23 protein-coding genes are annotated in these 26,304 nt (G+C 70.4%); 12 read left to right on the top strand and 11 right to left on the bottom strand.

Going from position 1 to position 26,304, the window contains the following annotated elements; genetic code table 11:
* Positions 1-7: 7 nt before the first annotated feature.
* The 3 genes from ASD65_RS08170 to ASD65_RS08160 are packed head-to-tail and all read left to right on the top strand — an operon-like array spanning position 8 to position 4,784.
* Positions 8-3,046 (top strand): AAA family ATPase, encoded by a 3,039-nt coding sequence (locus ASD65_RS08170; protein WP_056220959.1) that lies wholly within the window; start codon positions 8-10, stop codon positions 3,044-3,046.
* Positions 3,043-3,228, top strand: a complete 186-nt coding sequence (locus tag ASD65_RS08165; protein WP_056220955.1) for a hypothetical protein — start codon at positions 3,043-3,045, stop codon at positions 3,226-3,228. Before ASD65_RS08170 ends, ASD65_RS08165 begins: the two co-directional genes overlap by 4 nt.
* Positions 3,229-3,266: 38 nt before the next feature.
* Positions 3,267-4,784: an MFS transporter gene (locus ASD65_RS08160; protein ID WP_200948638.1), complete on the top strand. Its 1,518-nt coding sequence runs from the start codon at positions 3,267-3,269 to the stop codon at positions 4,782-4,784.
* Positions 4,785-4,820: 36 nt separating this feature from the next.
* Here ASD65_RS08160 and ASD65_RS08155 read toward each other — a convergent pair whose 3' ends face one another.
* The 3 genes from ASD65_RS08155 to ASD65_RS08145 are packed head-to-tail and all read right to left on the bottom strand — an operon-like array spanning position 4,821 to position 8,395.
* Entirely contained in the window at positions 4,821-5,378 is a 558-nt protein-coding gene (locus ASD65_RS08155) for a phosphorylase family protein (RefSeq protein WP_056220952.1), read from the bottom strand.
* Positions 5,379-5,422: 44 nt separating this feature from the next.
* Positions 5,423-6,898: a lipase maturation factor family protein gene (locus ASD65_RS08150; protein ID WP_056220948.1), complete on the bottom strand. Its 1,476-nt coding sequence runs from the start codon at positions 6,896-6,898 to the stop codon at positions 5,423-5,425.
* Between the two features lie 33 nt (positions 6,899-6,931).
* Positions 6,932-8,395: a phytoene desaturase family protein gene (locus ASD65_RS08145; protein WP_056220946.1), complete on the bottom strand. Its 1,464-nt coding sequence runs from the start codon at positions 8,393-8,395 to the stop codon at positions 6,932-6,934.
* Positions 8,396-8,515: 120 nt separating this feature from the next.
* On the opposite strand from ASD65_RS08145, the gene ASD65_RS08140 reads away from it, so the two are divergent.
* Positions 8,516-9,088 carry a hypothetical protein gene (locus ASD65_RS08140; protein ID WP_200948637.1) on the top strand — a complete coding sequence of 191 codons (573 nt, stop codon included), beginning with the start codon at positions 8,516-8,518 and terminating at the stop codon, positions 9,086-9,088.
* Positions 9,089-9,113: 25 nt separating this feature from the next.
* Here the strand turns inward: ASD65_RS08140 and ASD65_RS08135 are convergent, their stop codons facing one another.
* Positions 9,114-11,171 (bottom strand): NAD(+) synthase, encoded by a 2,058-nt coding sequence (locus tag ASD65_RS08135; protein ID WP_056220938.1) that lies wholly within the window; start codon positions 11,169-11,171, stop codon positions 9,114-9,116.
* 109 nt (positions 11,172-11,280) lie between these two features.
* On the opposite strand from ASD65_RS08135, the gene ASD65_RS08130 reads away from it, so the two are divergent.
* From ASD65_RS08130 to ASD65_RS08120, 3 genes are all read left to right on the top strand, one after another.
* On the top strand, positions 11,281-14,835 hold the full coding sequence (locus ASD65_RS08130) for a TM0106 family RecB-like putative nuclease (protein ID WP_056224624.1): 3,555 nt from the start codon (positions 11,281-11,283) through the stop codon (positions 14,833-14,835).
* 25 nt (positions 14,836-14,860) lie between these two features.
* On the top strand, positions 14,861-15,187 hold the full coding sequence (locus ASD65_RS08125; RefSeq protein WP_056220935.1) for a DUF3467 domain-containing protein: 327 nt from the start codon (positions 14,861-14,863) through the stop codon (positions 15,185-15,187).
* A gap of 78 nt (positions 15,188-15,265) precedes the next feature.
* Positions 15,266-15,790 carry a hypothetical protein gene (locus ASD65_RS08120; RefSeq protein ID WP_056220932.1) on the top strand — a complete coding sequence of 175 codons (525 nt, stop codon included), beginning with the start codon at positions 15,266-15,268 and terminating at the stop codon, positions 15,788-15,790.
* Between the two features lie 13 nt (positions 15,791-15,803).
* On the opposite strand, the gene upp is transcribed toward ASD65_RS08120, so the two are convergent.
* Complete coding sequence (upp, locus tag ASD65_RS08115; RefSeq protein ID WP_056220929.1) at positions 15,804-16,436, bottom strand: uracil phosphoribosyltransferase; 633 nt, start codon at positions 16,434-16,436, stop codon at positions 15,804-15,806.
* A 94-nt stretch (positions 16,437-16,530) separates the two neighbouring features.
* Between upp and ASD65_RS08110 the strand changes: the two genes are divergently transcribed.
* Both ASD65_RS08110 and ASD65_RS08105 read left to right on the top strand, forming a co-directional pair.
* Positions 16,531-16,962, top strand: a complete 432-nt coding sequence (locus ASD65_RS08110) for a nucleoside deaminase (RefSeq protein WP_056224622.1) — start codon at positions 16,531-16,533, stop codon at positions 16,960-16,962.
* Between the two features lie 101 nt (positions 16,963-17,063).
* Positions 17,064-17,774: a DUF2306 domain-containing protein gene (locus ASD65_RS08105; protein ID WP_056220926.1), complete on the top strand. Its 711-nt coding sequence runs from the start codon at positions 17,064-17,066 to the stop codon at positions 17,772-17,774.
* A 13-nt stretch (positions 17,775-17,787) separates the two neighbouring features.
* Here the strand turns inward: ASD65_RS08105 and ASD65_RS08100 are convergent, their stop codons facing one another.
* The 3 genes from ASD65_RS08100 to ASD65_RS08090 are packed head-to-tail and all read right to left on the bottom strand — an operon-like array spanning position 17,788 to position 20,871.
* Complete coding sequence (locus ASD65_RS08100; protein WP_056220922.1) at positions 17,788-18,714, bottom strand: LLM class F420-dependent oxidoreductase; 927 nt, start codon at positions 18,712-18,714, stop codon at positions 17,788-17,790.
* A 23-nt stretch (positions 18,715-18,737) separates the two neighbouring features.
* Entirely contained in the window at positions 18,738-19,703 is a 966-nt protein-coding gene (locus ASD65_RS08095; protein ID WP_056220919.1) for a cation diffusion facilitator family transporter, read from the bottom strand.
* A 55-nt stretch (positions 19,704-19,758) separates the two neighbouring features.
* Complete coding sequence (locus ASD65_RS08090) at positions 19,759-20,871, bottom strand: alpha/beta fold hydrolase (protein ID WP_056220916.1); 1,113 nt, start codon at positions 20,869-20,871, stop codon at positions 19,759-19,761.
* A 119-nt stretch (positions 20,872-20,990) separates the two neighbouring features.
* Between ASD65_RS08090 and proC the strand changes: the two genes are divergently transcribed.
* The gene (proC, locus tag ASD65_RS08085; protein WP_056224621.1) at positions 20,991-21,836 is read left to right on the top strand and encodes a pyrroline-5-carboxylate reductase; all 846 of its coding nucleotides are present in this window, start codon (positions 20,991-20,993) and stop codon (positions 21,834-21,836) included.
* Positions 21,837-21,863: 27 nt separating this feature from the next.
* On the opposite strand, the gene ASD65_RS08080 is transcribed toward proC, so the two are convergent.
* Complete coding sequence (locus ASD65_RS08080; RefSeq protein WP_056220913.1) at positions 21,864-22,802, bottom strand: helix-turn-helix transcriptional regulator; 939 nt, start codon at positions 22,800-22,802, stop codon at positions 21,864-21,866.
* A 114-nt stretch (positions 22,803-22,916) separates the two neighbouring features.
* Between ASD65_RS08080 and ASD65_RS08075 the strand changes: the two genes are divergently transcribed.
* On the top strand, positions 22,917-23,615 hold the full coding sequence (locus ASD65_RS08075) for an alpha/beta hydrolase (protein WP_056220910.1): 699 nt from the start codon (positions 22,917-22,919) through the stop codon (positions 23,613-23,615).
* Positions 23,616-23,670: 55 nt separating this feature from the next.
* Here ASD65_RS08075 and ASD65_RS08070 read toward each other — a convergent pair whose 3' ends face one another.
* Together ASD65_RS08070 and ASD65_RS08065 are read right to left on the bottom strand one after the other, a co-directional pair.
* Positions 23,671-24,342 carry a potassium channel family protein gene (locus tag ASD65_RS08070; protein WP_056220909.1) on the bottom strand — a complete coding sequence of 224 codons (672 nt, stop codon included), beginning with the start codon at positions 24,340-24,342 and terminating at the stop codon, positions 23,671-23,673.
* Positions 24,335-25,777: a TrkH family potassium uptake protein gene (locus ASD65_RS08065; protein ID WP_082561623.1), complete on the bottom strand. Its 1,443-nt coding sequence runs from the start codon at positions 25,775-25,777 to the stop codon at positions 24,335-24,337. Before ASD65_RS08065 ends, ASD65_RS08070 begins: the two co-directional genes overlap by 8 nt.
* Before the next feature lie 67 nt (positions 25,778-25,844).
* Here ASD65_RS08065 and ASD65_RS08060 point away from each other — a divergent pair, with 67 nt between their 5' ends.
* Positions 25,845-26,252: an ArsR/SmtB family transcription factor gene (locus ASD65_RS08060; RefSeq protein WP_056220906.1), complete on the top strand. Its 408-nt coding sequence runs from the start codon at positions 25,845-25,847 to the stop codon at positions 26,250-26,252.
* The last annotated feature ends 52 nt before the right edge of the window (positions 26,253-26,304 follow it).

The raw sequence follows: 26,304 nt of genomic DNA, 5'->3' as shown, positions 1-26,304 counted from the left end.
CGACCGGATGAAGCTGCATCGCCTCGAGCTGGAGGGGTTCGGCCCCTTCCGCGAACCGCAGGTCGTCGATTTCGACGCGTTCGCGGATGACGGGCTCTTCCTCATCTCAGGACGCACCGGAGCCGGCAAGTCGAGCGTGCTGGACGGCGTCTGCTTCGCGCTGTACGGCGGGGCACCGCGCTACGAGGGCGCCGAGAAGCGGCTGCGCAGCGACCATTCCGCCCCCGAAGACGCGACACGGGTCGTCCTCGAATTCACGAGCGCGGGCAGCCGCTGGCGCGTCACGCGCTCGCCGGAGTACGACCGCCCGAAGAAGAACGGGAACGGCCTCACACCCGAGCCGCATCGCGCGCACCTCGACGAATGGGTCGGCGGCGAATGGATCGGACGCGCGGCACGACCGGTCGATGTCGCGAACCAGCTCGACGAGATCCTCGGACTGAACCAGCAGCAGTTCCTGCAGGTGATCCTGCTGGCGCAGAACCGGTTCGCGCAGTTCCTGCTCGCCAAGAACGACGACCGGCAGAAGCTGCTGCGCACCCTGTTCGGCACGCGCACGTACGAGGAGTACGCGCGCGAGCTCGAGTCGCGCCGCAAGGCCTCGGAACAGTCGATCGCGACCGGGCTCGATGGCGTACGACTGCGCTTGGACGATGCCGAGCGGCTGGTGGACGAGCACGATCTCGGCCCCGTCGAGCCCGAGGGCATCACGGAAGAGGCCGCTCCCGCGGAGCTGACCGGACGACTGGTCTCGGCAGCGCGCGCGGTGGATCGGGCCGCGTACCGCGCCGACGTCGCCGCCCAGACACGGGATGCCGCCGACTCCCGCCACCGCGATGTCGCCGCGGCGCATGCGGCCCTGACCGCGCGAGTGGCACAGCTGGCGGATCGGGATCGCGGACGCGATACCCTCGCCGCCCTCGAGCTCGAGGCGCCGGCGATCGCCGACCTGCGGGTGCGCCTCGACCGCGCCGCCCGTGCCGAGGGGCTGCGCAGCGCCATCGACACGGCGACCCGCGCCGGTGCGACGGCGGACACGGCGCGTGCCGCGCAGACCCGCGCGGTCGATGCATGGGTCGCGGCCGGCGAGCCCGCTCCGCACGACGGAGACCTCACGCCCGTCGAGCTCGCCGCGCTCCGTGCCCGTGTCGAGCGACTCGGCGAGAGCCTCGGGGAATGGTCGAGCGCGGTCACACAGGAGCGCGAGCTGCCGGACCAGGAGGAGGCCCTCGCCGCGGCCCGTGCCGACGCCGACGACCTCGACGCGCTCACGACGCAGATCGAGGCGCAGCGTGCCGGGATCCCGGTCGCGCTGGCCGGGTTGGATGCTCAGATCGCCGCGCAGGCGCTCGCTGCCGGTGCGCTCGCCTCGGCGCGCGACCGCCTCGCTGCTGCCGAGCTGCAGGTCGCCGCCGCCGAAGAGGCTGAGGTCCGCGGCGCAGAAGCTGCTGCCGCCGACGCGATCGCGGTCGCACGAGGGCTGTCGATGCAGGAGGCCTCCGGTGCTGTGACGGCGCTGCTGCAGCGGCGCCTGGCCGGTCACGCAGGAGAACTCGCCGCTGCGCTGGTCGATGGCGCCGAGTGCGCCGTGTGCGGCTCGACCACCCACCCGCATCCGGCCGAGCCCAGCGATGACCCGGTCACCGACGATGCCGTCGCGGCGGCCGAGACGGCGAAGGATGCCGCGATCGCCGCCGAGCAGGTCGCCTCCGCTGCCGCCAGAGAGGCGCGCACCGCGCTCGCCGAGGCCACCGCGCGAGCCGGGGGAGTCGACGTCCCCGCGCTCGTCGCGGCACTGGACCGCGCACGGGCAGCGCACGCTGCGGCTGCCGATGCGCAGAGCGCGCACGAGCGCCTGGTGGCTGAGCGACAGGCACTGCAGGAATCGGATGCCGCGGCCGCGGCCGAACGCGACGCGCTCGCCGCGCAGCTCGCGGCACTGCGCGAATCGATCGCGGCGGCGACCGCCACGCTCGAGTCCGCCCGCGCCACAGTGGCGGCCGCCCGCGGGGAGGCGGAATCGGTGTCGGCCCGCGTCGCGGAGACGTCCCGGCTCCGCGACCTCGCCCGCGCCCTCGCCGATGCCGCCGCCGAACGGGCAGACCGCGCCGAGGCCGAGCGAGATGCACGGGCCGATCGCGATGCGCGGGTCGCGGCATCCGACTTCGCCGATGTCGACGACGCTCTCGCCGCCCTGCTCAGCCCCGCCGCGCGCGCCGAGCAGGAGGAACAGGTCCGCGAGCACGACACCGCGCTGCGAACCGTCAAGGGCAAGCTGCTCGATCTCGAACTCGCGCTGGCCGATGCCCCCGATGAGCCGATCGACCTCGCCGCGGCCGACGCCGAGCTCGCCGCGGCGCGCGAGGAATGGTCCGCCGCGGAGAAGGCCGCCGCCGTGGCCGAACAGGTGCAGCTGCGTCTGCAGGACCTCGTTCGCCAGGCGCGCACCGCCCACGACCGATTCGCGTCCCTCGCCGACGAGCACTCCGTGCTGGCCCGACTGGCCGACACGGTGGCGGGGCGCGCCCCGAACACCCACCGCATGACGCTGGAGTCCTTCGTGCTCGCCGCCGAGCTGGAGGAGATCGTGGATGCCGCGAACCTGCGCCTGGACGACATGTCCTCCGGCCGGTACCGGCTCCAGCACACCGACGCGCGGGCGGCCCGCAACGCGGCCTCCGGGCTTGGCCTCGAGATCATGGACGCGTACACCGGCCAGCCTCGCCCGGCCCAATCCCTGTCCGGCGGTGAGACCTTCCTCGCGTCGCTCGCGCTCGCGCTGGGCCTCGCCGAGGTCGTCACGGCGCGCGCCGGCGGTGTGCGCCTGGACACACTGTTCGTCGATGAGGGCTTCGGCTCCCTCGACGCGGAGACCCTCGACCAGGCGATGCGCACGCTCGACGAGCTGCGCCAGGGCGGTCGCACGGTCGGCGTCATCAGTCATGTCGAAGCGATGAAGGAGCAGATTCCCGCTCAACTCGTCGTCGAGGCCACGCACACCGGTCCGAGCGTGATCCGCCAGGCGGCGTTTAGGCTGGACGAATGAAGACCAACACCCTCTGGACCGTCATCGGCGTCGTCGTCGCCGTTCTCATCGCATGGTTCCTGGTGAACATCCTGTTCTCGTTGCTGGGCGTGATCTTCAAACTGCTGATCGTGGCGGTCGTCGCTGTTCTCGTGTTCCTGGTCCTGCGGTCGGTGTTCGGCGGCGGCTCCGACGAGGACTGATCGCCTTCCGGTCGCGGCGGGCCGATAGCCTGTGAACGATGTCGGATCGTAAAGAGCCCGTCGCGGGCACCGGGGCACAGCCGCAGACACTGACGATCGCGCTCTCGCCCGCCCGCACTTGGCGGGCTTACTGGGTATGCGTGGCGGTGGCGGCGCTCACGATCCTCGACCTGTCCAAGGTCAACGTCGCCCTGCCGTCGATCGAGGCCGCGCTCGGCGCGGGGTCGACCGAACTGCAGCTCATCGTCTCGGGTTACGTGCTCACCTTCGGCCTGTTCCTCGTACCGATGGGGCGCCTCGGCGACCAGCGGTCGCGCCGCATGCTCTTCATCGTCGGTCTCTCGCTGTTCACCCTGGCGAGCCTCGCGTGCGCGCTCGCGCCGAACACGACCGTGCTGCTGATCGCCCGCCTCGTGCAGGGCATCGCGGCCGGCATCCAGATGCCCCAGGTGCTCGGGCTCATCCAACAGCTCTTCCAGGGCAAGGCGCGCGGCCGGGCATTCGGGCTGTTCGGCGCCACGATCGGCGTCGCCACGGCGTTCGGGCCGACGCTCGGCGGCCTGATGATCGCGCTCGGCGGCCCGACCGACGGCTGGCGCTGGATCTTCTGGATCAACATCCCGCTCGGACTCATCGCCATCGCCCTGGCTGCATGGCTGCTGCCCAGCACCCGGCTGCCCTCCAAGAAGCGCGTCGAGCTCGACCCGTTCGGCGTCGTGCTGTTCGCCGTGACGGTCGTGTCTCTGATGTGGCCGTTCCTGTTCACGACAGGGTCGCCCGACGACAACCCGAGCCGCTGGTGGCTGCTGGTCGTGTTCGTGCTGGCCGCGACGGCGTTCGTCGCCTGGGAACGCCGGTACGCGGCATCCGGTCGTAAACCGCTCTTGCCGCTCGGGCTGTTCCGGGTCCCGTCCTTCCGCAACGGCACGCTGCTGCAGACGGCGTACTTCACCGCCCTCCCGTCGATGTTCCTGCTGACGACCCTCTACCTGCAGAGCGGACTGAGCATTGCGCCGGTGTACGCCGGCATGGTCACGATCGGATTCGCGCTGGCGAGCGCGGCCTCGTCCTGGATCGGCGGCAACATCGTCGGGAAGTACGGTCGTCCCGTCGTCGTGTGGGGCCTCGCCCTCGTCCTGCTGTGCGTCGGCGGGCTCGTGATCACGGCACTCTATGCGCCCGACTCGGTCACCCCGTATGTGATGGCCGCCATCATGACCGTCGGCGGCATCGGCGGCGGACTCGTGATCGCCCCCAACCAGACGCTCACGCTCGCCGACATCCCGGTCAAGCAGGGCGGAGTCGCGGGATCCGTGGGCCAGCTCGGGCAGCGCATCGGCGCGGCCGTCGGCACAGCGGTCGCCCTGGCACTGTTCTACGCGACGATCTACCGCGAGGACGGCACCGAGACGCAGGCCGTCATCTTTCACGATGCGTACGCGTTCGGAATGACCGCCGTCGGACTGTTCATCGCCCTGGCGTTCATCGTCGCGGTGATCGATCTGTCCGGCCGCCGGAGGGCGGACGAGACCCGCGCGACCCGCGCCGGCCCGTAGCGCTCAGTCAGAGCGCGACAGAGTCTCGCGGTCGGGTCAGACGCCGTAGAGCTCCTGGATCTTCTCGCGCAGCTGCGCGCTGCAGGCCGCGACCGTGGCGCGCCAGTCGGTGATCGCACCGTCCTGCGCGCGATCGGACACAGACTTCAGCACACGGATCGGCACGCCGAACTGCGCCGCGACCCACACGTAGGCGTACGTCTCCATGTCGACGAGGCCGGCCCCCAGCGGCTGGATGACGCCGACCGCTTCGGCGTCGTCGACGAAATGGTCACCGGTGGCGATGGTGACACCGACGCGACCGAGCTCGAGGCGCGAGGGCAGCGAGACGTGCTGGCCGACGATGCCGTCGATGTCGGTCACGTCGTGCTGGATCGCCGCATCCACGTCGTAGACGGATGCCTCGAGCCCCGGGTCGATCGCGCCCGCCGTGCCGACCACGACGATCTCCTCGTAGTCGTGCGCATCCAGCGCGCGCGTCAGCGCGTAGGTGGCCTGCAGCTTGCCCGGTCCCGTGACCAGCCGCTCGAAGCCGGAGAGGTGGGCCGGGAAGGCGACGAGTTCGGATTCGAGTGCCGCGACGAGTAGTCTCACCCCACCATTGTCCTCCGTACGAGGCGACGTGCGCGCGTGCCCGGTCAGCGCAGCGACATCGGGCCGAGGATCACCCGCCGCCGGTCGCGGACCCAGCGCGCGTGCGAGGCGCGGAACTCGTCTCGCGTCGCGAAACGGTAGCGGTACGACACCGCGCGGATCCAGCGCGGACGCGCGCCGTCGAACGGATCCCCGGCGAGCAGCCGCAGGGTGGGTGCGTCCGCCTCGAGCAGACGCACCAGGAACGCCGTGAACCAGTCCTCCATCGAACGGCCGAGGGGCAGGAACCACATCAGCCAGTCGAGACGCAGATGGTACGGGGCGAACTGCCGGGGCATCCGCCGCACATCGCCCGGCTTGCCCTTGAACTCGTACGCACGCCACTGCGCGGCATCCGGATCCTGTTCGAGGGCGCCTTCGACGACGATCTCGATGCGCTCCTTCGTGACGGTGCCGAACGCGCCGTAGGCGTTGGCGAGCTGCCAGCGGTTGAAGCTCGCGTTCATCAGCTGGCGCCGCGCCGCCAGGTTGCGGGCGGCGGGCACGCTGATCACGACGTACCCGGCCGCCACCGCACCGGTGAGCACCACCCAGTACAGCGGGATGCCGTCGAGGATCCACGGTGGCTCCGACGCCACAGGCGAGGCGCCACCGAGCGGCAGCGCGACTCCCGAGAACGCCAGGACGACCGCCGCCCAGTTGAGCCAGGCGAAGTTGCCTGTCGCGATCAGCCACGCCTGCGTCGCGATGATGATTGCGGCGGCGGCGGTGCCGACGATGTTCGGCCACGGACCGGCGATCCACAGCCCGAGCAGCGGTGCGAACAGGAACCACGGCACGACCAGCTGCGAGAAGTGGTTGCCGAGCACCTCGAACCGGTGGAACCACGCGGGCAGCAGATGCGCGGTACGACTGAGCGGGCCCGGCATCGGCTGAGTCTCGTGGTGGTACATGAGCGCGGTCAGATCCCGCCACTCGCGGCCGCCGCGGAGCTTGATCATGCCGGCGCCGAACTCGAGTCGGAACACCAGCCACCAGCACAGCACGATGACCGCGGTCGGTGGGGGCTGGCTGTCCGAGCCGAGGAAGGCGCAGACGAACCCGGCCTCCAGCAGGAGCATCTCCCACCCGAAGGCGTAGAACGTCTGGCCGATGCTGACGATCGACATGTACAGCCCCCACAGCACGAGGAAGCAGAGCATCGGCACCCAGGGCGGCCCAAGCTGCGGCACGCCCACCGCCAGGAGCACCGCGACGGCGATCCCCCCGACGCAGATCGCGACGAGACGCCGGTCGGTGTACCGCCAGAAACGGAAGAGCGTGGGGTGCAGCATCCGCCGTCGCTGCGGGGACTCGGCGACCCAGGCGAGGAGCTCCGGCGCCGGCAGGAGGCCGTGCTCGCCCAGCAGCGGGCGGAACTGGTTCAGCGACGACGCGAACGCGACGAGGTACAGGACCGCGATCCCGCGCTGGAGCACCTGACGTGCGAACTCGAAGTCGAGCGCGGCGAAGCCGTCCATGCCGTCACGGTACGCCCGGCGGGGGAGTCCGTGTCACTTCGGGACGAACAGGTCCTCGAGCGTCGCGGGTGTCCCGGCATCGGCCAGGGCCTGGCGGGCGGCGTACCACCCGGGCATGCCGGTGACTCCGGGGCCGGGTGGAGTGGACGCGGAAGCGAGGTAGACGCCGGGCAGCGGTGTGCGCCAGGGTGTGGTCGACACGACAGGTCGTCGTACGGCCTGCAGCATCGTGAACGCGCCACCCAGGATGTCTCCGCCGATGTTGCTCGGGTTCTGCGCGGCCTGCTGCACCGCGGAGGTCACGTGCGTGGCGAGGATGCGCTCGCGGAACCCCGGCGCGAAGCGCTCCACCTGGGCGATGACGAGTTCGGTGGGATCCAGGGTCGACCCCGCCGGCACGTGCACGTACGTCCACAGCACCGCGTGCCCGGCCGGAGCCCGGGTGGCATCCAGCGCCGACGGCTGCACCGCGAGGACATAGGGACGCGCCGAGACCCGTCCCCGGGCGACCTCGTTCTCGCTCGCCTCCACCTCGGCCCGGGTCCCGCCCAGATGCACTGTCGGTGCCAGTGCGGTGGCCGGGTCGCGCCAGGGGATCGGTCCGTCCAGAGCGAAGTCGACCTTCGCGGCGGCCGCGCCGTAGCGATAGTCCCGCACGGCACGGGCGTAACGCGGGGGCAGGTCCGGGTGAGTCAGGAGCAGTCGCGGCGAGGTGTCCAGGAGCAGGATGTCGCCGCGCTGCGGGTCGCCGACGTCGAGGTCGCCGAGCCCGTGCACGTGCACGCCGGTCTCGATGGTGCCGCCGTGCGCGTACAGGTCGGCGGTGAGGACGTCGGCGATGGACTGCGCGCCCCCGACCGGGAACGCCCATCCGTCGTCGGTGTGGGTGTGCGCGGCCAGGAACAGGCCCGAGGCGGCCGACGCGAGGCTCGGCAGCCGCGTGTTGGCGTGTGCCAGCACGCCCGACAGCAGCGCAGCTCCGGCCTCGGTGCGCAGCACCGCGCGTCCGAGGTGCGTTCCCATCGCCAGCGCGTCGAGGCCGAAACGGGCGGCGACGAGCGGGTGCCGCGGCATCCGCAGCAGCTGGGAGCCGGTGAAGTCGACGAGCTGCGCGAGACGATCGTTGAGAGCGCCGATCATCGCCGCCCACGCCCGGCCGTCGCGCCCGAGGCCGTCCACCGTGCGATCGAGGTCGCGCCACGCGATCGCGGCACGGTCCCCATCCAGCGGATGCGCGAACGACGCCTCCGGCACGACCCAGTCGATGCGCCGCCGCAGCCCGAAGGCGCGGAAGAACGGCGAGCTCAGCGCCGCCGGGTGCACGGCCGAACCGACGTCGTGCCGGTAGCCGGGCAGCGTGAGTGCCGCCGTCCGGATGCCGCCGCCGATCGTGTGCGCGGCCTCGAGTACCCGCACGGTGTACCCCGCGCGGGCGAGCGAGACCGCGGCGACGAGCCCGTTCGGGCCGCTGCCGACCACCGTCGCTCTCGGTGCCATGCCCCTCAGTCTGGCACCCGGCATCCGCGGTTCTCCTCCCCGCCGGGTGTCTCCTGTGCTTCGGTGCTCCGAGCGGCCAAGATGAGAGTGTGGCGAGACCGCCGCGGAACGGGGAGAAGCATGGAATCGGTACTGCTGGACACGCCGGACGGCATCTCCGCGCGACTGGGCTGGGACCCGAAGGTCACGGTCCACGATCGTCGCCGCATCCTGGCCCGTGAACTGGTCGCCGACAAGCTCGGACTGGAGCTGAAGGACGTGCGCGTCGATCGCGAAGCGCCCCAGCAGTTCGGCTATCACACGCGCCTCATCGCGACCCGCGGTGAGGAAGAGTTGCCGTTCGTCATCAAGACCGCGAGCTTCCGTACGGCCACCGTCGTGGCGATCGCCGACCCGACGTTCGTGTTCGGCCTCGACATCCGCGATCTGCAGCCCGACGAGGTCACGATCCACGACATGCAGCGGCACTCTCACCTGCTGGACGAATCCAACATCCTGGAGCTGATCTCGCACTGGACCCGCGTGCAGGCGGTGCTCGAGGCCGACGCGCGCGGCGTACGGGTCAAGCCCGAGTACGTGCGCCTGGACACCGCGCGCCGCAAGGGCTGGATCCGCGACCGGCACGCCCAGTACGAGATCACGGACCTGTCGCGCGACGCATGGATCATCACCCTCGCGCACGCGAAGGTCTGAGGGGTCGGGCGACGGATGCCGCGGCTCAGCGCGGCGCGTGCTCCGGCAGTGCGGCATCCAGCTCGGCGAGCCACACCCGTGCGTTGCCGTCCGACGGTGCGCGCCAGTCGCCGCGGGGCGACAGCGAGCCCGCCGGTGACACCTTGGGGCCGTTCGGCATCGCAGAGCGCTTGAACTGGGCGAACGCGAAGTACCGCTGCAGGAACACCCGCAGCCACTTCACGACCGTCGCCTGGTCGTAGGCGTAGCGGTCGTCCTCGGGGAATCCGGGCGGCCAGGCTCCGGCATCCTGATCCGCCCACGCGCGCTCCGCGAGGAACGCGATCTTGGACGGGCGCAAGCCGTAGCGCAGCACGTGGAACAGTGAGAAGTCGTGCAGGGCGTACGGGCCGACGCGGTCCTCGGTGGATTGCAGCTTGCCGTCCTGCCCTGCCGGCACCAGCTCAGGGCTGATCTCCGTGTCGAGCACGGACTGCAGCACGGCCGCGGTGTCGGCCGTGACCTGCCCGGAGGCGACCACCCAGCGGATCACGTGCTGGATGAGCGTCTTGGGCACGCCGGAGTTGACCGCGTAGTGGCTCATCTGGTCGCCGACGCCGTAGGTCATCCAGCCGAGGGCCAGCTCCGACAGGTCGCCGGTGCCGATCACGAGCCCGTTGTTCTGGTTCGCGAGACGGAACAGGAAGTCGGTGCGCAGCCCCGCCTGCACGTTCTCGAACGTGACATCGTGCACCGGCTCGCCGTCGGCGAACGGATGCCCGATCTTGCCCAGCATCTCCTGTGCGGCGTCGCGGATGTCGATGGTCTCGATCGACGCGCCGATCGCCTCGGCGAGGGCGATGGCGTTGGACTTCGTGTGATCCGAGGTCGCGAATCCGGGCATCGTGTACGCCAGGATGTCGCTGCGCGGGCGGCCCATCCGGTCCATTGCGCGGGCGACGACGAGCAGGGCGTGGGTGGAGTCCAGGCCGCCGCTAACGCCGATGACGGGCTTGGGGCCTCCGATCGACTGCAGTCGCTGCACGAGGCCGGACACCTGGATGCTGAACGCCTCGTAGCAGTCCTGCGCCAGGCGGGCCGGGTCGTCCGGCACGAACGGGAACCGGTCGAGGGTGCGCCGCAGCCCGATGTCGCGCGCGGGCGGGTCGAGCCGGAAGTGCACGGTGCGGAACAGCGGGTCGTGCGTGCGCCGGTTGTCGTCGAACGTGCCCTGGCGGAGGCGGTCCTGGCGAAGGCGATCCAGGTCGACGTCGGCGACACTGTGGCGCGGGCCGTCCGGGAAGCGCTCGGTCTCGGCGAGCAGCGTGCCGCCCTCGTAGATCATGGTCTGGCCGTCCCACGACACGTCGTTCGTGGATTCGCCCGCCCCTGCGGCGGCGTAGGCGTACGCGGCGAGGCAGCGCAGCGACTGGCTCTGGCACAGCGCCTTGCGGTCATCGGCCCGGGCGATGGTGATCGGGCTGCCGGAGAGGTTCACCAGCACGGTCGCACCGGCCAGCGCGGCCTGCGAGGACGGCGGGATCGGCACCCACACGTCTTCGCAGACCTCGGCGTGCACGACGAGGCCGGGCACGTCGAGGGCCTCGAACAGCAGGTCCGGCCCGAACGGGGCGTACAGCCCGCCGACGAGGATGTCCTCGCCGCGCTGGTCGTCGCCGGGCGCGTACCAGCGACGCTCGTAGAACTCGCGGTACGTGGGCAGGTAGGACTTGGGGGAGACGCCGAGCAGCTCGCCGCGATGGATCACCACGGCGCAGTTGTAGAGGCGGTTGCGGTGGCGCAGCGGCGCACCGACGACGAGCATCGGGAGCAGTGACTCGGATGCCTCGACCAGGCGTGCGACGGCCGCCTCGACGGCGTCGAGCACGGCGTCCTGCATCACCAGGTCCTCGATCGCATAGCCGGTCAGGCTCAGCTCGGGGAAGACGGCGACGGCGACCGCGTCCGCATCGCACTCGCGCGCGGCCGTCAGGATCGCCTCGGCGTTGGTCGCGGGATCGGCGACCGCGACGGGGATCGTGCACGCCGCGATGCGTGCGAACCCGTGCCGGTACGCGCTCTCGTAGGGGAGGCCCATGCTCATGGCACCAGTCTGTCAGGCCGCGCTGCCGCACGGTGGAACCGCGGGCCGCCGTGCGGCAGAGGCGGGCATGTCGCAGGCCGCGCCTACGATCGAAGGGCGGAAGGGGAACATGCGCTACATCAAGGACGAAGGCCGGGTCGTCTGGAGCGCGAGCGACGTCAAGGCTGCGGCCGAGTGCGAGTTCGCATGGCTCCGGGGCATCGATGCGCGGCTGGGGCGGATCGAGGCGGTGGAAGAGCCGGAGGACGCCACACTCGCCCGCGCCGGTCGGCTCGGCGGTGAGCATGAGGTACGCGTCCTGGAGGCCTATCGTGCGCGGTTCGGCGACGCGGTCGTCGAGATCCCCGAGACTTCTTCCGCCGATGCCGAGGCGCTCGCCGCGGCGGTCGCTCTGACGAACGCGGCGCTCGCCTCCGATGCCGCCGTCCTCTACCAGGCGACCTTCGCGACACCCGAGTTCGTCGGGTTCGCCGACTTCCTGGTGCGCGACGAAGACGGCCGCTGGGTGGTGCAGGACAGCAAGCTCGCCCGCCACGCGCGGGTCACCGCGCTGATGCAGCTCGCGGCCTACGTCGACCAGCTCGACCGGCTCGGCGTGCCGCGGTCCGATCGGGTCGAGCTCCTCCTCGGCGACGGCACCACCAGCGTGCACGAGGTCGACGACCTGCTTCCCGTCTTCGGCCTGCGCCGCGACCGGCTCCGGGCGCTCATCGCCGACCGCCGGCTCGAGCTCGGGGCCGAGGGCGCACCCATCGCGTGGGGCGACGAGCGCGGCGAACTCGCGGTGATCGCGTGCGGTCGGTGCGCCACGTGCGACGCCGAGGTCGTGGCATCCCGCGATCTGCTGCTGGTCGCCGGCATGCGCCCGGTGCAGCGCGAGCGGCTCCGCGACGCCGGCATCCGCACGATCGACGCGCTGGCCGCCGCCCCGGCCGCACCCGACGGCGTGCGCGCCGACACGTTCGGCATGCTGCGCACGCAGGCCCGTCTGCAGCTGGAGAGCCCCGCGGGCGTGCCGACCTCGGTCGAGGTGACGGATGCCGCGGCACCGCCGGCGATCCCCACGTATGAGGTCGTCGCGCCGACCGCGCTCGGCGCCCTGCCGCGCCCGAGCATCGGCGACCTGTTCTTCGACTTCGAGGGCGATCCGCTGTACACCGAGGGCGACGCCACGGTGTGGGGGATCGACTACCTGTTCGGCTGGGTCGACGTGCGCGAGCAGTACTCGGAGCTGTGGGCTCACACCTTCGCCGAGGAGAAGGCCGCGCTCGGGGCGTTCCTCGACATCGTGAAGCTGCACCGGCGCCGGCATCCCGACATGCACATCTACCACTATGCGCCGTACGAGCCGTCCCACCTGCTGGCGATGGCCGCGCGCTACGGGGTGCGCGAGGACGAGGTCGATCGCCTGCTGCGCGACGGCGTCTTCGTCGACCTGTACCCGATCGTGCGCCGCGCGCTGCGCGTCGGATCGCGGTCGTACTCGATCAAGAAGCTCGAGCCGCTGTACATGGGCGACGAGGTGCGCACCAGCGACGTGCAGAAGGGCGATGACTCGATCGTCCGCTACGTCGAGGCCCGCATGCTCGCGGACGACGGGGATGCCACGGCCGCGCAGGAGATCCTGGACGATCTCGCCGACTACAACCGCTACGACTGCGTCTCCACGCGACGCCTGCGCGACTGGCTCGTGGATCGGGCCCGCGAGGCCGGGATGGTCCCCACGATCGACGTCGAGCCCGGCGAAGAGGTCTACGAGACCTCGGCGCGGGCGCTCGCGCTGACGAGGCTCGCCGGTGATCACCCCGAAGATTCCGCAGAGGCGCTCGCGCTGCGACTGGGCGCGGCGGCGATCGACTACTACCCGCGCGAGGCCAAGACGTTCTGGGCGTCACACTTCCTTCGGCTGCGCGAGCCGGTGTCGGTGTGGGAGGACGCGCGCGATGTGCTCGTCGTCGACGCGACCCGCAGTCACGTCGTCACGGACTGGCACTTCCTCGAGTCCGGGCGCGGCTCCGAGCGGCGCATCGTGGCCCTCCACGGTGATCTCGCCCCGGGCACGCGCCTGTCGGTGGGGAGCGAGCCGTTCGTCGTCTACGAACTGCCGGCGCCGTTCCCGTCCGAGGCGCGACCGCGCTGGATCCACACCGCCCGCTGGGTCAAGGTGCTCGAGGTGCTCGACGACGGCGCCGTGATCGAGGAGACCGCCATCGACGGCGTCACGTGGGACGCGCTGCCCCTCGCGCTCACGCCGACCGCACCGCCCCGTGCCGGCAACCAGCAGCGCGCGATCGACGCATGGGCGGATGCCGTGGCCGCCGCTTCCCCGCAGCTTCCGCACGACCCCGCCACCGACATCCTGCTGCGGATGCCGCCGCGCACGCGCTCGGGCGCTCTCGCCGCCTCGACCGGCGACGATGTCGACGCGATCGTCCGCAGCGTGGTCGATCTCGATCACAGCTACCTCGCCGTGCAGGGTCCTCCGGGCACGGGCAAGACCTATGTCGGCTCGCACGTGATCGCCCGACTGATCCGCGACCGTCAGTTCAAGATCGGGGTCGTGGCGCAGTCGCACGCGGTCGTCGAGCACATGCTCGACCGGATCGTGGCGGCGGGCGTGCCCCGCGAGCTGGTCGGCAAGGCGCTGAAGGCGCCGTCCGAGGAGGAGCCGGCGTTCACCCCGTTCCCGAAGAACGGCCTTGCCTCCTTCACCGCCGCGCACGTCGAGACCGGCTACGTGGTCGGCGGCACCGCGTGGGACTTCGCGCACGAGGGCCGTGTTCCGCGCGGCAGCCTCGATCTGCTCGTCATCGACGAGGCGGGACAGTTCTCCCTCGCCTCCACGATCGCGGTCTCCCTCGCCGCGCCCCGGCTGCTGCTGCTCGGCGACCCGCAGCAGCTGCCGCAGGTGAGTCAGGGCACGCACCCCGAACCCGTCGACACATCGGCGCTCGGCTGGGTCATGGACGGCGCCGACGTCGTGCCGCGCGAGTTCGGCTACTTCCTGGCCCGCACGTGGCGCATGCATCCGCGAGTCGCGGATGCCGTGTCCCGGCTGTCGTATGCGGGCGAGCTCGCCTCGCATCCGGCGACCGCGGTGCGCACGCTGGCCGGCGTCGACCCCGGGCTGCGGGCGATGCCGATCCGGCATCACGGCAACGCCACGGACTCGCCCCAGGAGGCCGCCGCCGTCGTCGACCTCGTGCAGGATCTGCTCGGTCGCGAGTGGAGCGACGTCGAGGTGGACGATGACGGGGCGATCACACCGCTGCCCGCCCGCCCGCTCGAGCAGGGTGACCTGATCGTGGTCACGCCGTACAACGCCCAGCAGGTCACCGTCGAAGAAGCACTGGCCGCGGCCGGTTACCTCGACGTGCGGGTCGGTACGGTCGACAAGTTCCAGGGTCAGGAGGCCGCGGTCGCGATCGTCTCGCTCGCGGCGTCCTCGGGGAGGGATGCGCCGCGCGGGCTCGAGTTCCTGCTGCTGCGCAATCGCCTCAACGTGGCGATCTCGCGCGCCCAGCATGCCGCGTATCTGGTCTACTCGCCGGGGCTGCTGGACGATCTGCCGTACACGCCGGAGGGCGTGGCGCGGTTGAGCGGATTCGCCCGCCTCGTGGGCGATGCCGCTGTGGTCGCGCCTGTCTCGCAGGCGCGCGCATAGACTGGCGCCGACAGAGGGAGCAGCCATGGTCGACGATGCGCAGCGTCAGTTCGAGATCGATCTGCCGCCGGAGTTGATCGGTGGAGCGTACGCCGACTTCGCCAATGTGTGGCATACCCCGACGGTGTTTGTGATGGATTTCGTCACCCTCGCCCAGCCCCCGCGGGAGCAGGTCGACCCCGACACGGGGGAGACCCGCACGGTGGTTCCCGCGCGGGTCGTGAGCCGCATCCGGATCCCTCCCGAGCAGGTGTTCGAGCTCGCGAAGGCGCTCACCCAGCAGCTGGAGTTCTGGGAGCAGGAGACCGGGCGCCGGCCTCCGGCGAACCCGCTCCTCGACGCAACCGACTGACGCGGCACCGCCAGGAGCTCGTCCGCACGGGTATCAGTTCGGCGCGCCCCGCCTCTGAGAGGGGGAAGGGAGCGCGACATGACCATCATCGACACCAGCCTCGACGCGGGCGCGATCGACCGGACGTTCGACTCGAGTCCGTTCGACATCGTGACGACCGTCGCGGACGCGACCGGGAATCCGGTGGCCGAGGACTCGGCCACCGCACGCGGGCCCGTGTTCTGGATCTGCCGCTACCTCCCCGCGGAGATCGCGGGAACAGCAGCGCTCGTGCTCGCCGGGCTCGGCGTCACCCTGTGGACCGACTCGCGCGCGGTGGTCGCCCTGGCCGGCTACGTCGGCTCCGTCATCGGGTTCTACGCCGTGCTCGCGGTCACGCTCTACGCGGAGCAGGCCGGCGTCGGGGAGGATCGCGGACCGGGGCGCAGCATCCGTCTCCTTCGTGAGGGGTCCGGCACGGCGGAACTGATCGACACGTTGCTCGTGCGTCCCGTCGCGCTGCTGCTCGGTGTCTGGCTCGTCTCCGACGTGATGTGGGGCCTGCTCGCGGGCAAGCTCGTCGCCGACGTCGTCTTCTACTCGATGCGCAGCCGCACCCGCTGAAGCGGCGAGAGAGTCAGACCGTGCCGTAGAGGCGGTCGCCGGCGTCGCCGAGTCCGGGCACGATGTAGCCCTTCTCGTTGAGGCCCTGGTCGAGCGCGCCGAGGACGATCGTGACGTCGCGGCCCTCGACCTGCTTCTCGATGGCGGCGAGGCCCTCGGGAGTGCCCAGGATGCAGATGGCCGTGACGTCGTGCGCTCCGCGCCGGAACAGGAAGTCCATCGCCGCGCCGAGCGATCCGCCGGTGGCGAGCATCGGGTCCAGTACGAAGCACTGGCGGTCGCTGAGGTCTTCGGGCAGCCGCTCGGCGTATGTCGTCGGCTCGAGCGTCTCCTCGTTGCGCGCCATGCCCAGGAAGCCGACCTCGGCGCTGGGGAGGAGCTTGACCATACCGTCGAGCATGCCGAGTCCGGCTCGCAGGATCGGCACGACCAGCGGGCGCGGCTCGGAGATCTTCACACCCGTCGTCGTGGTGACGGGGGTGCGGATCTCGACCGGCGACACCTTCACCGAACGGGTCGCTTCGTACGCGAGGAGCGTCACCAGCTCCTCGGTGAGCTGCCGGAAGACCGGTGACGAGGTGCGCTCATCGCGCAGCACCGTGAGCTTGTGGGTGATGAGAGGGTGGTCGGCGACATGCACACGCATGGAGCAAGGGTACCGGGCGCGAACCCCCTGCGGTGAGCGGCCGGGGTACGTTGGGGGCGTGAGTCTGCCGGTGCCCGAATCCTTCGACGCGTGGATGACCCGCGCGCTGGCATTGGCGCGGGCCGCAGGGGTCGCCGGAGATGTGCCGGTCGGTGCGGTGGTGACGGATGCCGCAGGCACGATCATCGGCGAGGGTCGCAACGAGCGCGAGCCGACGCACGACCCCACGGCGCACGCGGAGATCGTCGCGATGCGGGCGGCCGCGGCATCCGTCGGCTCCTGGAACCTGGAGGGCTGCACGCTGGTGGTCACCCTCGAGCCCTGCCTCATGTGCGCCGGTGCGCTGCTGCAGGCGCGGGTCTCACGCGTGGTGTTCGGCGCGTGGGACGAGAAGGCCGGGGCGACCGGCTCGGTCTACGACGTCGTGCGCGACCGACGCCTGCCGTACCGGGCCGAGGTCGTCGGCGGAGTGCGCGCCCACGAGTCCGAAGCGCTGTTGCGGGGCTTCTTCGACGTCCGCCGTTGAGTCGACTCTCCGTCGCGGCGTTGTGAGGGGTGGTGGCCCCCGTGGCGGTTCGGGGGTCTGCGCCCTGCCGGCGTGCGCACGCCGGTTCTAGCGTCGGGATCGTGACCACTCAGACCGCTCGTCCCGTTCAGGATTCCGCATCCGCTCGGCCCGCCACGCGCATCGGCTGGCTGGCGATCGTCCTCACCGCGATCGCCATCGCGGTCTACGCCGTACTGCCGTACGTCACCGCTTCGCTGCCCGTGCTCGCCGAGGACGGTGTCGGGCTGGCGGGCAACTACGCCGATCGCCCCGTCGCGATCCAGGTCGCGTTCTACGCGCACATCCTGGGCGGCGCCGTGGCACTGGTGGTGGGGCCGTTCCAGTTCTGGCGGCGCCTGCGCGAGCGGCTGCCCCGGGTGCATCGCTGGTCGGGCAGGGTGTACCTGGCCGCGGTCGCGATCGGGGCGGTCGCAGGATTGATCCTCGCCCCGGTCAGTCAAGCGGGCTTCGTGGGATTGTTCGGCTTCGGTGCGCTGGGGGTGCTGTGGCTGGTCACCGGCTGGCGCGCGTACGCCGCGATCCGGCGCGGCGATGTTCCCGCGCATCGGTCGTGGATGATGCGCAACTTCGCGCTCACCTATGCCGCCGTCATGTTGCGCATCTGGCTGCCGCTCATGCTGATCCCGCAGCTGTACGCCGGCACGGAGTTCGACGCCGCGTTCGCGAACGCCTATGCCGCGGTGCCCTTCCTCTGCTGGCTGCCGAACCTGATCGTCGCCGAGTGGCTCATCCGACGTCGAGGGCTTCCGTCGTATCGTCTCGCCGCGTGAAAGCGACAGGCCCTCAGCGGGGCAGCCGGGGGAGGACCGCGGCCAGATACTCGACCTGCTCGATGTCCCGCATGTCCATGAGCTGGAAGTAGACCCGGTCCGCGCCCAGCGCGACCAGGCGCTCCACCTTGGCGACGATCTCGTCGTGGTCCCCGCAGATGTTCGTCGCGCCGCGGAACTCGTCGAGTGTGTGCCCGGCAGCAGCGGCCCGGTGCGCGAGCACGTCGTCGGTCGGGCCGACGATGGTCGGGAGTGCGACAGACAGCTTGAGGGACCCCGGGTCACGGCCGATCTCGACGCAGGCCGCGCGGACGCGGGCGAACTTCTCGGCGATGACCGGCTCGGGCTGGAACCCGATGTTGAACTCGCTCGCGAAGCGGGCGGCGAGCTCGGGCGTGCGCTTCGGGCCGCCGCCGCCGACGATGATCGGCAGATTCGACTGCAGCGGCTTCGGCAGGGCGGGGCAGTCCTCCAGCGTGTAGTGCTGGCCGACGAAGTCGAAGGTCTCGCCGACCGGCGTCTCCCACAGCCCGGTGACGATCTCCAGCTGCTCCTCCAGTGGGCCGAAGCGCTTCGCGGGGAACGGGATGCCGTAGGCGCGGTGCTCCTCCTCGAACCAGCCGGTGCCGAGGCCGAGCTCGACGCGTCCGCCGGACATGGCGTCGACCTGGGCGACCTGGATCGCGAGGATCGAGGGCACCCGGTGCGTGGCCGACGAAACGAGGGTGCCGAGGCGGATGCGGGAGGTCTCGCGAGCCAGGCCGGCCAGGGTGGTCCAGGCATCCGTCGGACCGGGAAGCGGGTCACCCGCGCCCATGCGCATGTAGTGGTCGGAGCGGAAGAATCCGTCGAACCCGCCGGTCTCGGTCGCACGGGCGAACGCGAGCTGGTCGTCGTAGCTGAACCCCTGCTGAGGCTCGGTGAAGGTGCAGTACTCCATGGGGGCGGTTCCTCAGTGGTGAGTCAGTCGGTGGAGCGGATGATGATCGCTTCCGTGGGCGGACCGCCCACGGTGGGTGGGCGGTAGATGTCGGGCTCGAAGTAGATGACGCGCGCGGCGGGCACGGCCTCGCGCACCCGCGCCTCGACGGTGTCGATCTGCGCGGCGACCTCGGCCAGCGGCTTATCGGAGGCGAAGCCGAGCTTGGCGGCGACGAGCAGCTCATCCGGACCCAGGTAGAGCGTCTTGATGTGGATCAGCTTCTCGATCTCGGGGCCGGTCTCGATCGCGGCGACGATGCGCTGGTGATCGGCGTCGGTCGCGCCTTCGCCCACGAGCAGGCTCTTGGTCTCGATGCCCAGGACCACAGCGACGACGATCAGGAGAGTGCCGATCGCGAGGGTGCCGATCGCATCCCAGATCGACTCGCCGGTGATCACGGTGAGGCTGACGCCGAGCAGCGCGAAGACGAGGCCGATCAGGGCCGCGACGTCCTCGAGGAGGACCACGGGCAGTTCGGGAGCCTTCGCGCGGCGGACGAACGCCACCCACGACTGGCCCTTCTCGCGGATGTGGTTGCTCTCGCGGATCGCGGTGCGCAGCGAGAAGCTCTCCAGGCCGATGGCGATGACGAGCACCGTGAGGGGCACCCACGCCATGGTCAGCTCATGCGGGTGCGTGAGCTTGTCGATGCCCTCGTAGATCGAGAAGAGTCCACCGACGGAGAACAGGATGATCGACACGACGAACGCGTACACGTAGCGCTCGCGGCCGTAGCCGAACGGATGCTCGCTGTCGGCGGCCTTCTTCGCCTTGCGGCCGCCGAGCATCAGCAGCAGCTGGTTGCCGGAGTCGGCCACGGAGTGGATCGCTTCGGCGAGCATCGAGGCCGAGCCGGAGATGAACCATGCCGCGAACTTCGCCAGGGCGATGCCCATGTTCGCCAGGAACGCCGCGAGGATCGCCTTGCTGCCGCCAGATGCACTCATGAGACCGAGTCTAGGGATGCGCGAGGGGCGTGTCGGTGCGCGCCGAGCGCGTCGTTCAGTCGACCGAGCGGATGATGATCGCCTCGGTCGCGGGCGAGGGTTCGATTCGCGAGCCGACGTACCCGATCACCGCGAGGAGCGCGGCACGGAATTCTGTGGGGCTCTCGAGGTGCGGGGAGTGCCCGACGCCCTCGAGCACGACCTCGGTGACCGCACCGCCGGCCGCGGCGTAGGCGTCCAGTACGTCGCGCGTCTGCGACACCATCTCCTGCACGGGCGCCACGTCGGCCCCGGGCCAATCGGGGATCACGCCGAGCTGGCCGAGGAAGTTGAGATCGTAGAACGACGTGTCCGAGACGATGGCGTCGGCGGTGCCGTGGATCCACAGGATGGGCGGCTTCTGCGGCAGGTCCACGATGCCCGACACGTCGAAGTACCTCGGGGCCATCGTGTTCAGCACGCCGATGGTGCCGGCGGCGAAGCCCGGCCAGTTCTCGCTCGGCACACCGTCGCCGGGGTAGTTGCCCTCGGCCGTCGAGGTGGTGAGCATCGATTCGACCCAGAGGTCCTCGTGCTCCCCGGAGTAGCCCGCGGCGACGTAGCCGGAGCGGAAGACGCTGCGCGGCGAGGTCGGTGCCTCGTCGGTGGTGTCGCGGTCCGTGAGCCGCTGGACGAAGTCGGGGTTGGCGCCCCCGCCTCCGCAGCCGGCATCGTCGGCGGTCAGGCGCGATCCGTCGCGTCGGGTCCCGCCGAAGCCGTAGGGCGAGACCGGTGCCTGCAGGGTCAGGCTCTGGACGGGGTGGTCGAGCGCATACTGCATCACGATGCCGCCGCCCATCGACCAGCCGACCAGGTGGGCCGAGGGAATGCCGAGCGCCTCCAGCGTGGCGCGGAGGTCGTCGCTGAAGTCGCGCAGTCCGCGGGTCGCGTCCACCGGAGCGTGCTCGGAGTGACCGAAGCCGCGCAGATCGACCGCGAGCACGCGCAGGTCGCTCGGGAGGTGCTGCATGGTCTCCTGCCAGAACACCGCGGAGGTGACGTTGCCGTGCACGAGGACAACGGTGCGCTCGGGGGGAGTGCTCGGATCGTCGGCCGCACGCTCGAGGAGGCCGACGTCGATTCGCTCAGTGGGGATCACGCGGGCGGTGATGCCGTCGAATTCAGTCATGCGAGTCGTCCTCCCGGATGCCGTCGGGGGCCGCAATGCTCCCGTGTCTCGACTATAACCCCGCACCTCGGGCGATATGAACGAACTTTCAGGTCTGGCCGGATCGTAGGATGACGAGCATGAACGAATCGGCCCCCCAGACCCTTCCGCCCATCGCCATCCTCGGCGCCGGCTCGATGGGAGGCGCGATCGTGCAGGGTCTCGTCGCCTCCGGGCTCGCCGCCGGCGGAGTCACGGCGACGAACCGCACCACCGCGAAGGCTGCCGAGCTCGCCGGCCTCGCCGGCGTCACGAGCGTGGCGCTGGAACAAGCCCCGACAGGCAACACGGATGCCGCGGCTTCCGCCGACATCGTCCTGGTCGGCGTGAAGCCGGTGATGGTGCCCGACCTGCTGCGCGAGATCGCCCCGGCGCTGCGTCCGGGCACGATCGTCGTGAGCCTCGCGGCGGGGGTCACGATCGCCACGTTCGAGTCGATCCTCGGCGCCGGCATCCCCGTCCTGCGTTCGATGCCCAACACCCCCGCGGTGGTCGGCAAGGCGGTCACCGGCCTCGCCGCCGGAACGCACGCCGGTCCCGAGGAGGCCGCCGTCGTGCGTCGGCTGTTCGAGACGGTCGGCGCGGTCATCGAGGTCGCCGAGGATCAGATCGATGCGCTCTCCACGATCTCCGGCTCCGGCCCCGCCTACGTGTTCCTGCTGATCGAGGACCTCACCAAGGCCGCCGTCGCCAAGGGATTCAGCCTCGCCGACGCGCGGCTCATGGCGGAGCAGACCTTCATCGGCGCCGCCGCGCTGCTGGACGCCACGGGCGAGGACCCCGCCGAGCTGCGCCGACGCGTGACCAGCCCGAAGGGCACGACCGAGCGGGCCATCGCGGTCCTGCAGGAGGCGCGCCTCGACGACGTCTTCGCCGAGGCGACGGATGCCGCTCTCGCCCGTGCACGGGAGCTCGCCGCCGGGTAGACGGCGCTCGCATCTCGTCCCCATCGTTCAGCGTGCGGCGGCGGGCGTCGTGCCGAACCGCTGACGGAATCCACGATGAAACGTGCCGACGTCGGCGAATCCGCATTCGTCGGCGATGGCGGACACCGTGCGGGTCCCCGATGCTGCAACGAGCATCTCCCACGCGAGATCCAGTCGTTCGTCGCGCAGCCAACCGGAGAACGTTTCGCCGCGCGCTGCGAAAGCTGTCTGAACGGTGCGCGTCGAGCATCCGACACTCCTCGCGATCGCGGCGAGGTCGAGAGTCGAATCACCGAGCCGCGTTCGGGCGATCGCCTTGCATTGGGCCACCCGATCGATCGACGAACCATCGGGGGTCTCTGCCGCGGCGTTCACCAAGCCCACGACGGCGCTCGCCATCGCCGTCGCAAGGGAGAGCTTTCCGATCCGGAGCATCTCGTCCACGAGCGCCATCTGCGCCGCCACGTGCGCCCCGATCGGCGCGTGCGCGAGCGCATCGTCGACGCCGGAGAGGTGGGATCGCACGTGTTCGGAGAGTAGCGCCCGCGGGATGCGGAGGGAGAAGAGCCGCAGACGGCTGTGGGGATCCGCCACAACCGTGAAGGGCTCGGCGTTGTCCAGAAGGAGCGTGCGCTTCGAGCGCAATCGCCAATCCCGGCCTCGTTGCTGGAGACCCCATGGGCCGAGGCCGTAGTTCAAGAACAGCGCGTCGTCGGCGATACGGGCCAGTGACGATCGGTCGCGGTGACCGCTGACCCCCGGGGTCGAGATGTAGCCCATCGAGAGCGGGCCGAGATCGAACAAGGCGAAGTCGGCATCGAAGCGCGCGCGGGTCGGTCGGCTCGGGCGTACGCCGACGTAGACATCCGCGATCGATTCGCAGAACGCTTCGTAGTCACGCCCTTCGGGCAGCCCGCTCGTCGTGCCCTGGACGTAGGCATCCGGCCATGGTTCGCGTATCGCCATCAACTTGCGCCGGGCGCCACTGCCCGTCTCCTGTCGTCTCCCTATCCTGGTCCTCACCCGACGCGCGATCAACTCTGTGAACGCAATCGAAAAGCTCTCCCGAAAGGCTCATTCATGACCGATGAATCCACGATCCTCCTCGTCCACGGCGCATGGCACGGGTCCTGGTGCTGGGACCTCGTCGCCGGTCTCCTGCGCGATCGTGGCTGGGAGGTTCGCACCGTAGACCTTCCGACCGTGCACTCCGAGCGCAAGACCGACCTCGCGCTGGCGGATGACGCCGCTGCCGTCGCAGCGGCGATCGACGCGATCGAGGGTCCCGTCACGGTCGTCGCGCACTCGTACGGCGGTGTGCCGACCACGCAGGGCGCGACGGATCCCAAGGTGACGCACATCGTGTACGTCGCGGCGTTCGCGCTGGACCTCGGCGAATCTCTGCTCGCGGCTGTCGGCAACGTGGCTCCGGACTGGTGGCTGATCGACGGTCCACTCGCGAGCGCCGGCACCGACGCGCAGCCGCCGCAGGGGCTCTTCTACGGCGACGTCGACTCCGCCCTCGCCGACGCGTGCTCGGCCAGGCTCCTGCCGCAGAGCCTTCGGGCGTTCACCGACACCATCGATCAGACCGCCTGGCGCGATCGGCCGTCGACGTACATCATCACAGAGCAGGATGTCATCTTCCCCGTCGTCGCCCAGGAGGCGCTGGCCGCGCGGTCCGGTTCGGTCGCCGTGCGGCTGGACACGAGTCACTCGCCGTTCCTGTCTCAGCCCGACGCCGTCGCCGACGTGATCGAGAACGCCGCACGCAGCTGACGATCGATGCGGATGGCGTGTCGGCTCGCAGCCGTGGGTCGACACGCCTGCGTCGTCAGCGCTCGAGCGAGGCGAACCGTTCGATGTCGACGTTCGTGCCCGACACGATGATCAGGTCGTGGTTGGTGACGATCGTGTTCGCCTCGGCGTAGCGGAACGGCTTGCCGGGGCTCTTCACGCCCACCACCGTGACGTTGTACTTGGTCCGCACGCCGGACTCGTTCAGGCCGACGCCGCGGATGAACTTCGGCGGGTACATCTTGGCCAGCACGAAGTCGTCGTCGAAGCGGATGAAGTCCAGCATCCGTCCGCTGACCAGGTGCGCGACGCGCTCGCCGGCTTCGCGTTCGGGGTAGATCACGTGGTTCGCGCCGACGCGCGCCAGGATCTTGCCGTGCGACTGCGACACCGCCTTGGCCCAGATCTGCGGCACCTTGAGGTCGACGAGGTTGGCCGTGATCAGGACGGATGCCTCGATGCTCGAGCCGACTGCGACGACAGCGACCTGGAAGTCCTGAGCGCCGACCTGCTTGAGCGCGTCGATGTTCTTGGCGTCGGCCTGCACCGTGTGCGTGACCCGCTCGGACCACTTCTGCACGAGCTCGAGGTTCTCGTCGATCGCGAGCACCTCTCGGTCGAGGCGGTCCAGCTCTCCGGCGCACGCGGCGCCGAAGCGTCCGAGACCGATGACGAGGACGGGGGCGTCCCCTCGGATCTGCTCAACCAACGATCGGCCTTTCCACCGGCAGCGAGTACAGCTGCGAACGGGATGTCGCGGCGACGGCTGCGGCGAGAGTCACTGTACCAACGCGGCCCATGAACATCGTCAGCGCCAGGACGTACACGGCCGGATCGGGCAGTTCCGCGGTGAGTCCGGTCGACAGCCCTACGGTCGCGAACCCCGAGATGACGTCGAAGAGCACCCGTTCCACGGGGGCCTGGGTGATCTGCGCGATCGTGATCGTGGAGAGCGCGACGATGGTCGCGCCCCAGGCGACGACCGACAGTGCGACGCGCTGCACGTCGCTCGGGATGCGGCGACCGAACGCCTCGACGGACTGACGGCCCTTCGCCTCCGACCAGACGGCCAGCGCGAGCACCGCGAGGGTGGTCACCTTGATGCCGCCGGCGGTCGAGGCCGACCCGCCTCCGACGAACATCAGCATCGACCCGACGACGAGGGAGGAGCCGTGCAGGTCGCCGATCGGTACGACCGAGAATCCGCCCGACCGGGTCATCGCAGACAGGAAGAAGGCTTGGAATGTCGTGTCCCAGGCATCCATCGATCCGAACGTCCTGGGGTTGTTGAACTCGAGCAGCAGGAACGCCGCGGCACCGGCGACGAACAGGATCATCGTCGTGATGAGGGTCAGCTTCGCGTGCAGCGACCACCGGCGCACATGCCAGCGGTGGCGCGTGAGGGCGAAGATCACCGGGAAGCCGATCGACCCGAGGAAGACGCCGGTCATCAGGATCGTGAGCAGGAAGTAGTCGTCGCCGAAGGGAACGAGGCCGTTCGCGTTGGGTACGAATCCGGTGTTCGTGAACGACATGGCCGCGTAGTACGGGGCCTCCCACAGCGCCGCGATCGGCGGGACGCCGGCCCAGACGAGCGCCGGGTACAGCAGCACGGTCAGCGCCGCCTCGATGACGAGCGTCGACAGTGCGACGGTGGCCAGCAGCTGGCCGACCTCGCCGAGTCGGACGGTCTGGCCCTCGTTGACCGGGCCGCCGTGGGCGCGCAGCGGGTTCGTGTCGCTCGCGGCGATGAGCTTGGCCCGCAACCCGAGCCGCTTGGAGATGACCAGGCCGAGGATCGACGCAAGGGTCAGCACACCGAGCGCGCCGACGTTGACGCCGATGTAGGTGAAGACATGCCCGAGCGGTGACCAATACGAATACATGTCGACCGTGGACAGGCCGGTGACGCAGATCGTGGATACCGCGGTGAACAGTGCGTCCGCCAGCGGGGCGCCCCGTCCGGTGGCGGTCGCGGCGGGCAGCGAGAACAGTGCGGTGAACAGCAGGATCAGGATCACGAACACCGCAACGGCGAAACGGGCCGGCGACGACGTGGTCACTTGACGCAGTGTGTCCCATGCCTGCTTGGCGCTTTCGGCAAAGCTCAGCCGCGTGCGGCGCTTGGCGGGGTCCGCCATCATGCGTCGCCCCTTTCGCTGCGAGACCCATGTCATGGTACTCCGGGGAGTGCGCGACTAACCTAAGCACATGGCGGACATCTTCGACGTGATCGCAGACGGCACACGTCGCGACATCCTTCAGCTTCTCCTCGACCGGTCCGAGGTCGGTGAGCGAGGCACGAGCGTGTCGCAGATCGTCCATGAACTGGGCGTGAGTCAGCCGACCGTGTCCAAGCACCTCAAGGTGCTGCGCGATGCCGAGCTCGTGTCGGTGCGCGAAGAAGGACAGCACCGCTACTACAGCCTGTCCGCCGCGCCGCTGGACGCCGTCGATGACTGGCTGGTGCCGTTCCTGATCGACGCGGATGACGAGGCCGTCCTGGCGGGCTCCGCACTGCCCGAATCGGCCGCACACGCGGCCGAGGTGGTCGGCCGCGCCGCGGCATCCGCCAAGCACGCCGTCGCCAACGCCTTCAAGAAGCTGCCCGGCCGCTGACCCGCCGAAGGGCCCGGCGACCGCTGGAAGCGAGCGCCGAGCCCATCGATAC

Origin of the sequence: Microbacterium sp. Root61, from assembly GCF_001427525.1 — a bacterium.
In the GTDB taxonomy this organism is placed as follows: Bacteria; Actinomycetota; Actinomycetes; order Actinomycetales; family Microbacteriaceae; genus Microbacterium.
The sequence above is the reverse complement of the archived record's forward strand: the minus strand, read 5'-3'. Positions and strand labels throughout refer to the sequence as shown.

Bases quoted from the DNA above. Each gene is read 5' to 3' on its own strand.
- ASD65_RS08170 (WP_056220959.1), top strand. From the start codon at position 8: ATGAAGCTGCATCGCCTCGAGCTGGAGGGGTTCGGCCCCTTCCGCGAA.
- ASD65_RS08165 (WP_056220955.1), top strand. From the start codon at position 3,043: ATGAAGACCAACACCCTCTGGACCGTCATCGGCGTCGTCGTCGCCGTT.
- ASD65_RS08160 (WP_200948638.1), top strand. From the start codon at position 3,267: ATGTCGGATCGTAAAGAGCCCGTCGCGGGCACCGGGGCACAGCCGCAG.
- ASD65_RS08150 (WP_056220948.1), bottom strand. From the start codon at position 6,898: ATGGACGGCTTCGCCGCGCTCGACTTCGAGTTCGCACGTCAGGTGCTC.
- ASD65_RS08145 (WP_056220946.1), bottom strand. From the start codon at position 8,395: ATGGCACCGAGAGCGACGGTGGTCGGCAGCGGCCCGAACGGGCTCGTC.
- ASD65_RS08140 (WP_200948637.1), top strand. From the start codon at position 8,516: ATGGAATCGGTACTGCTGGACACGCCGGACGGCATCTCCGCGCGACTG.
- ASD65_RS08135 (WP_056220938.1), bottom strand. From the start codon at position 11,171: ATGAGCATGGGCCTCCCCTACGAGAGCGCGTACCGGCACGGGTTCGCA.
- ASD65_RS08130 (WP_056224624.1), top strand. From the start codon at position 11,281: ATGCGCTACATCAAGGACGAAGGCCGGGTCGTCTGGAGCGCGAGCGAC.
- ASD65_RS08125 (WP_056220935.1), top strand. From the start codon at position 14,861: ATGGTCGACGATGCGCAGCGTCAGTTCGAGATCGATCTGCCGCCGGAG.
- ASD65_RS08120 (WP_056220932.1), top strand. From the start codon at position 15,266: ATGACCATCATCGACACCAGCCTCGACGCGGGCGCGATCGACCGGACG.
- upp (WP_056220929.1), bottom strand. From the start codon at position 16,436: ATGCGTGTGCATGTCGCCGACCACCCTCTCATCACCCACAAGCTCACG.
- ASD65_RS08110 (WP_056224622.1), top strand. From the start codon at position 16,531: ATGACCCGCGCGCTGGCATTGGCGCGGGCCGCAGGGGTCGCCGGAGAT.
- ASD65_RS08100 (WP_056220922.1), bottom strand. From the start codon at position 18,714: ATGGAGTACTGCACCTTCACCGAGCCTCAGCAGGGGTTCAGCTACGAC.
- ASD65_RS08095 (WP_056220919.1), bottom strand. From the start codon at position 19,703: ATGAGTGCATCTGGCGGCAGCAAGGCGATCCTCGCGGCGTTCCTGGCG.
- ASD65_RS08090 (WP_056220916.1), bottom strand. From the start codon at position 20,871: ATGACTGAATTCGACGGCATCACCGCCCGCGTGATCCCCACTGAGCGA.
- proC (WP_056224621.1), top strand. From the start codon at position 20,991: ATGAACGAATCGGCCCCCCAGACCCTTCCGCCCATCGCCATCCTCGGC.
- ASD65_RS08080 (WP_056220913.1), bottom strand. From the start codon at position 22,802: ATGGCGATACGCGAACCATGGCCGGATGCCTACGTCCAGGGCACGACG.
- ASD65_RS08075 (WP_056220910.1), top strand. From the start codon at position 22,917: ATGACCGATGAATCCACGATCCTCCTCGTCCACGGCGCATGGCACGGG.
- ASD65_RS08065 (WP_082561623.1), bottom strand. From the start codon at position 25,777: ATGATGGCGGACCCCGCCAAGCGCCGCACGCGGCTGAGCTTTGCCGAA.
- ASD65_RS08060 (WP_056220906.1), top strand. From the start codon at position 25,845: ATGGCGGACATCTTCGACGTGATCGCAGACGGCACACGTCGCGACATC.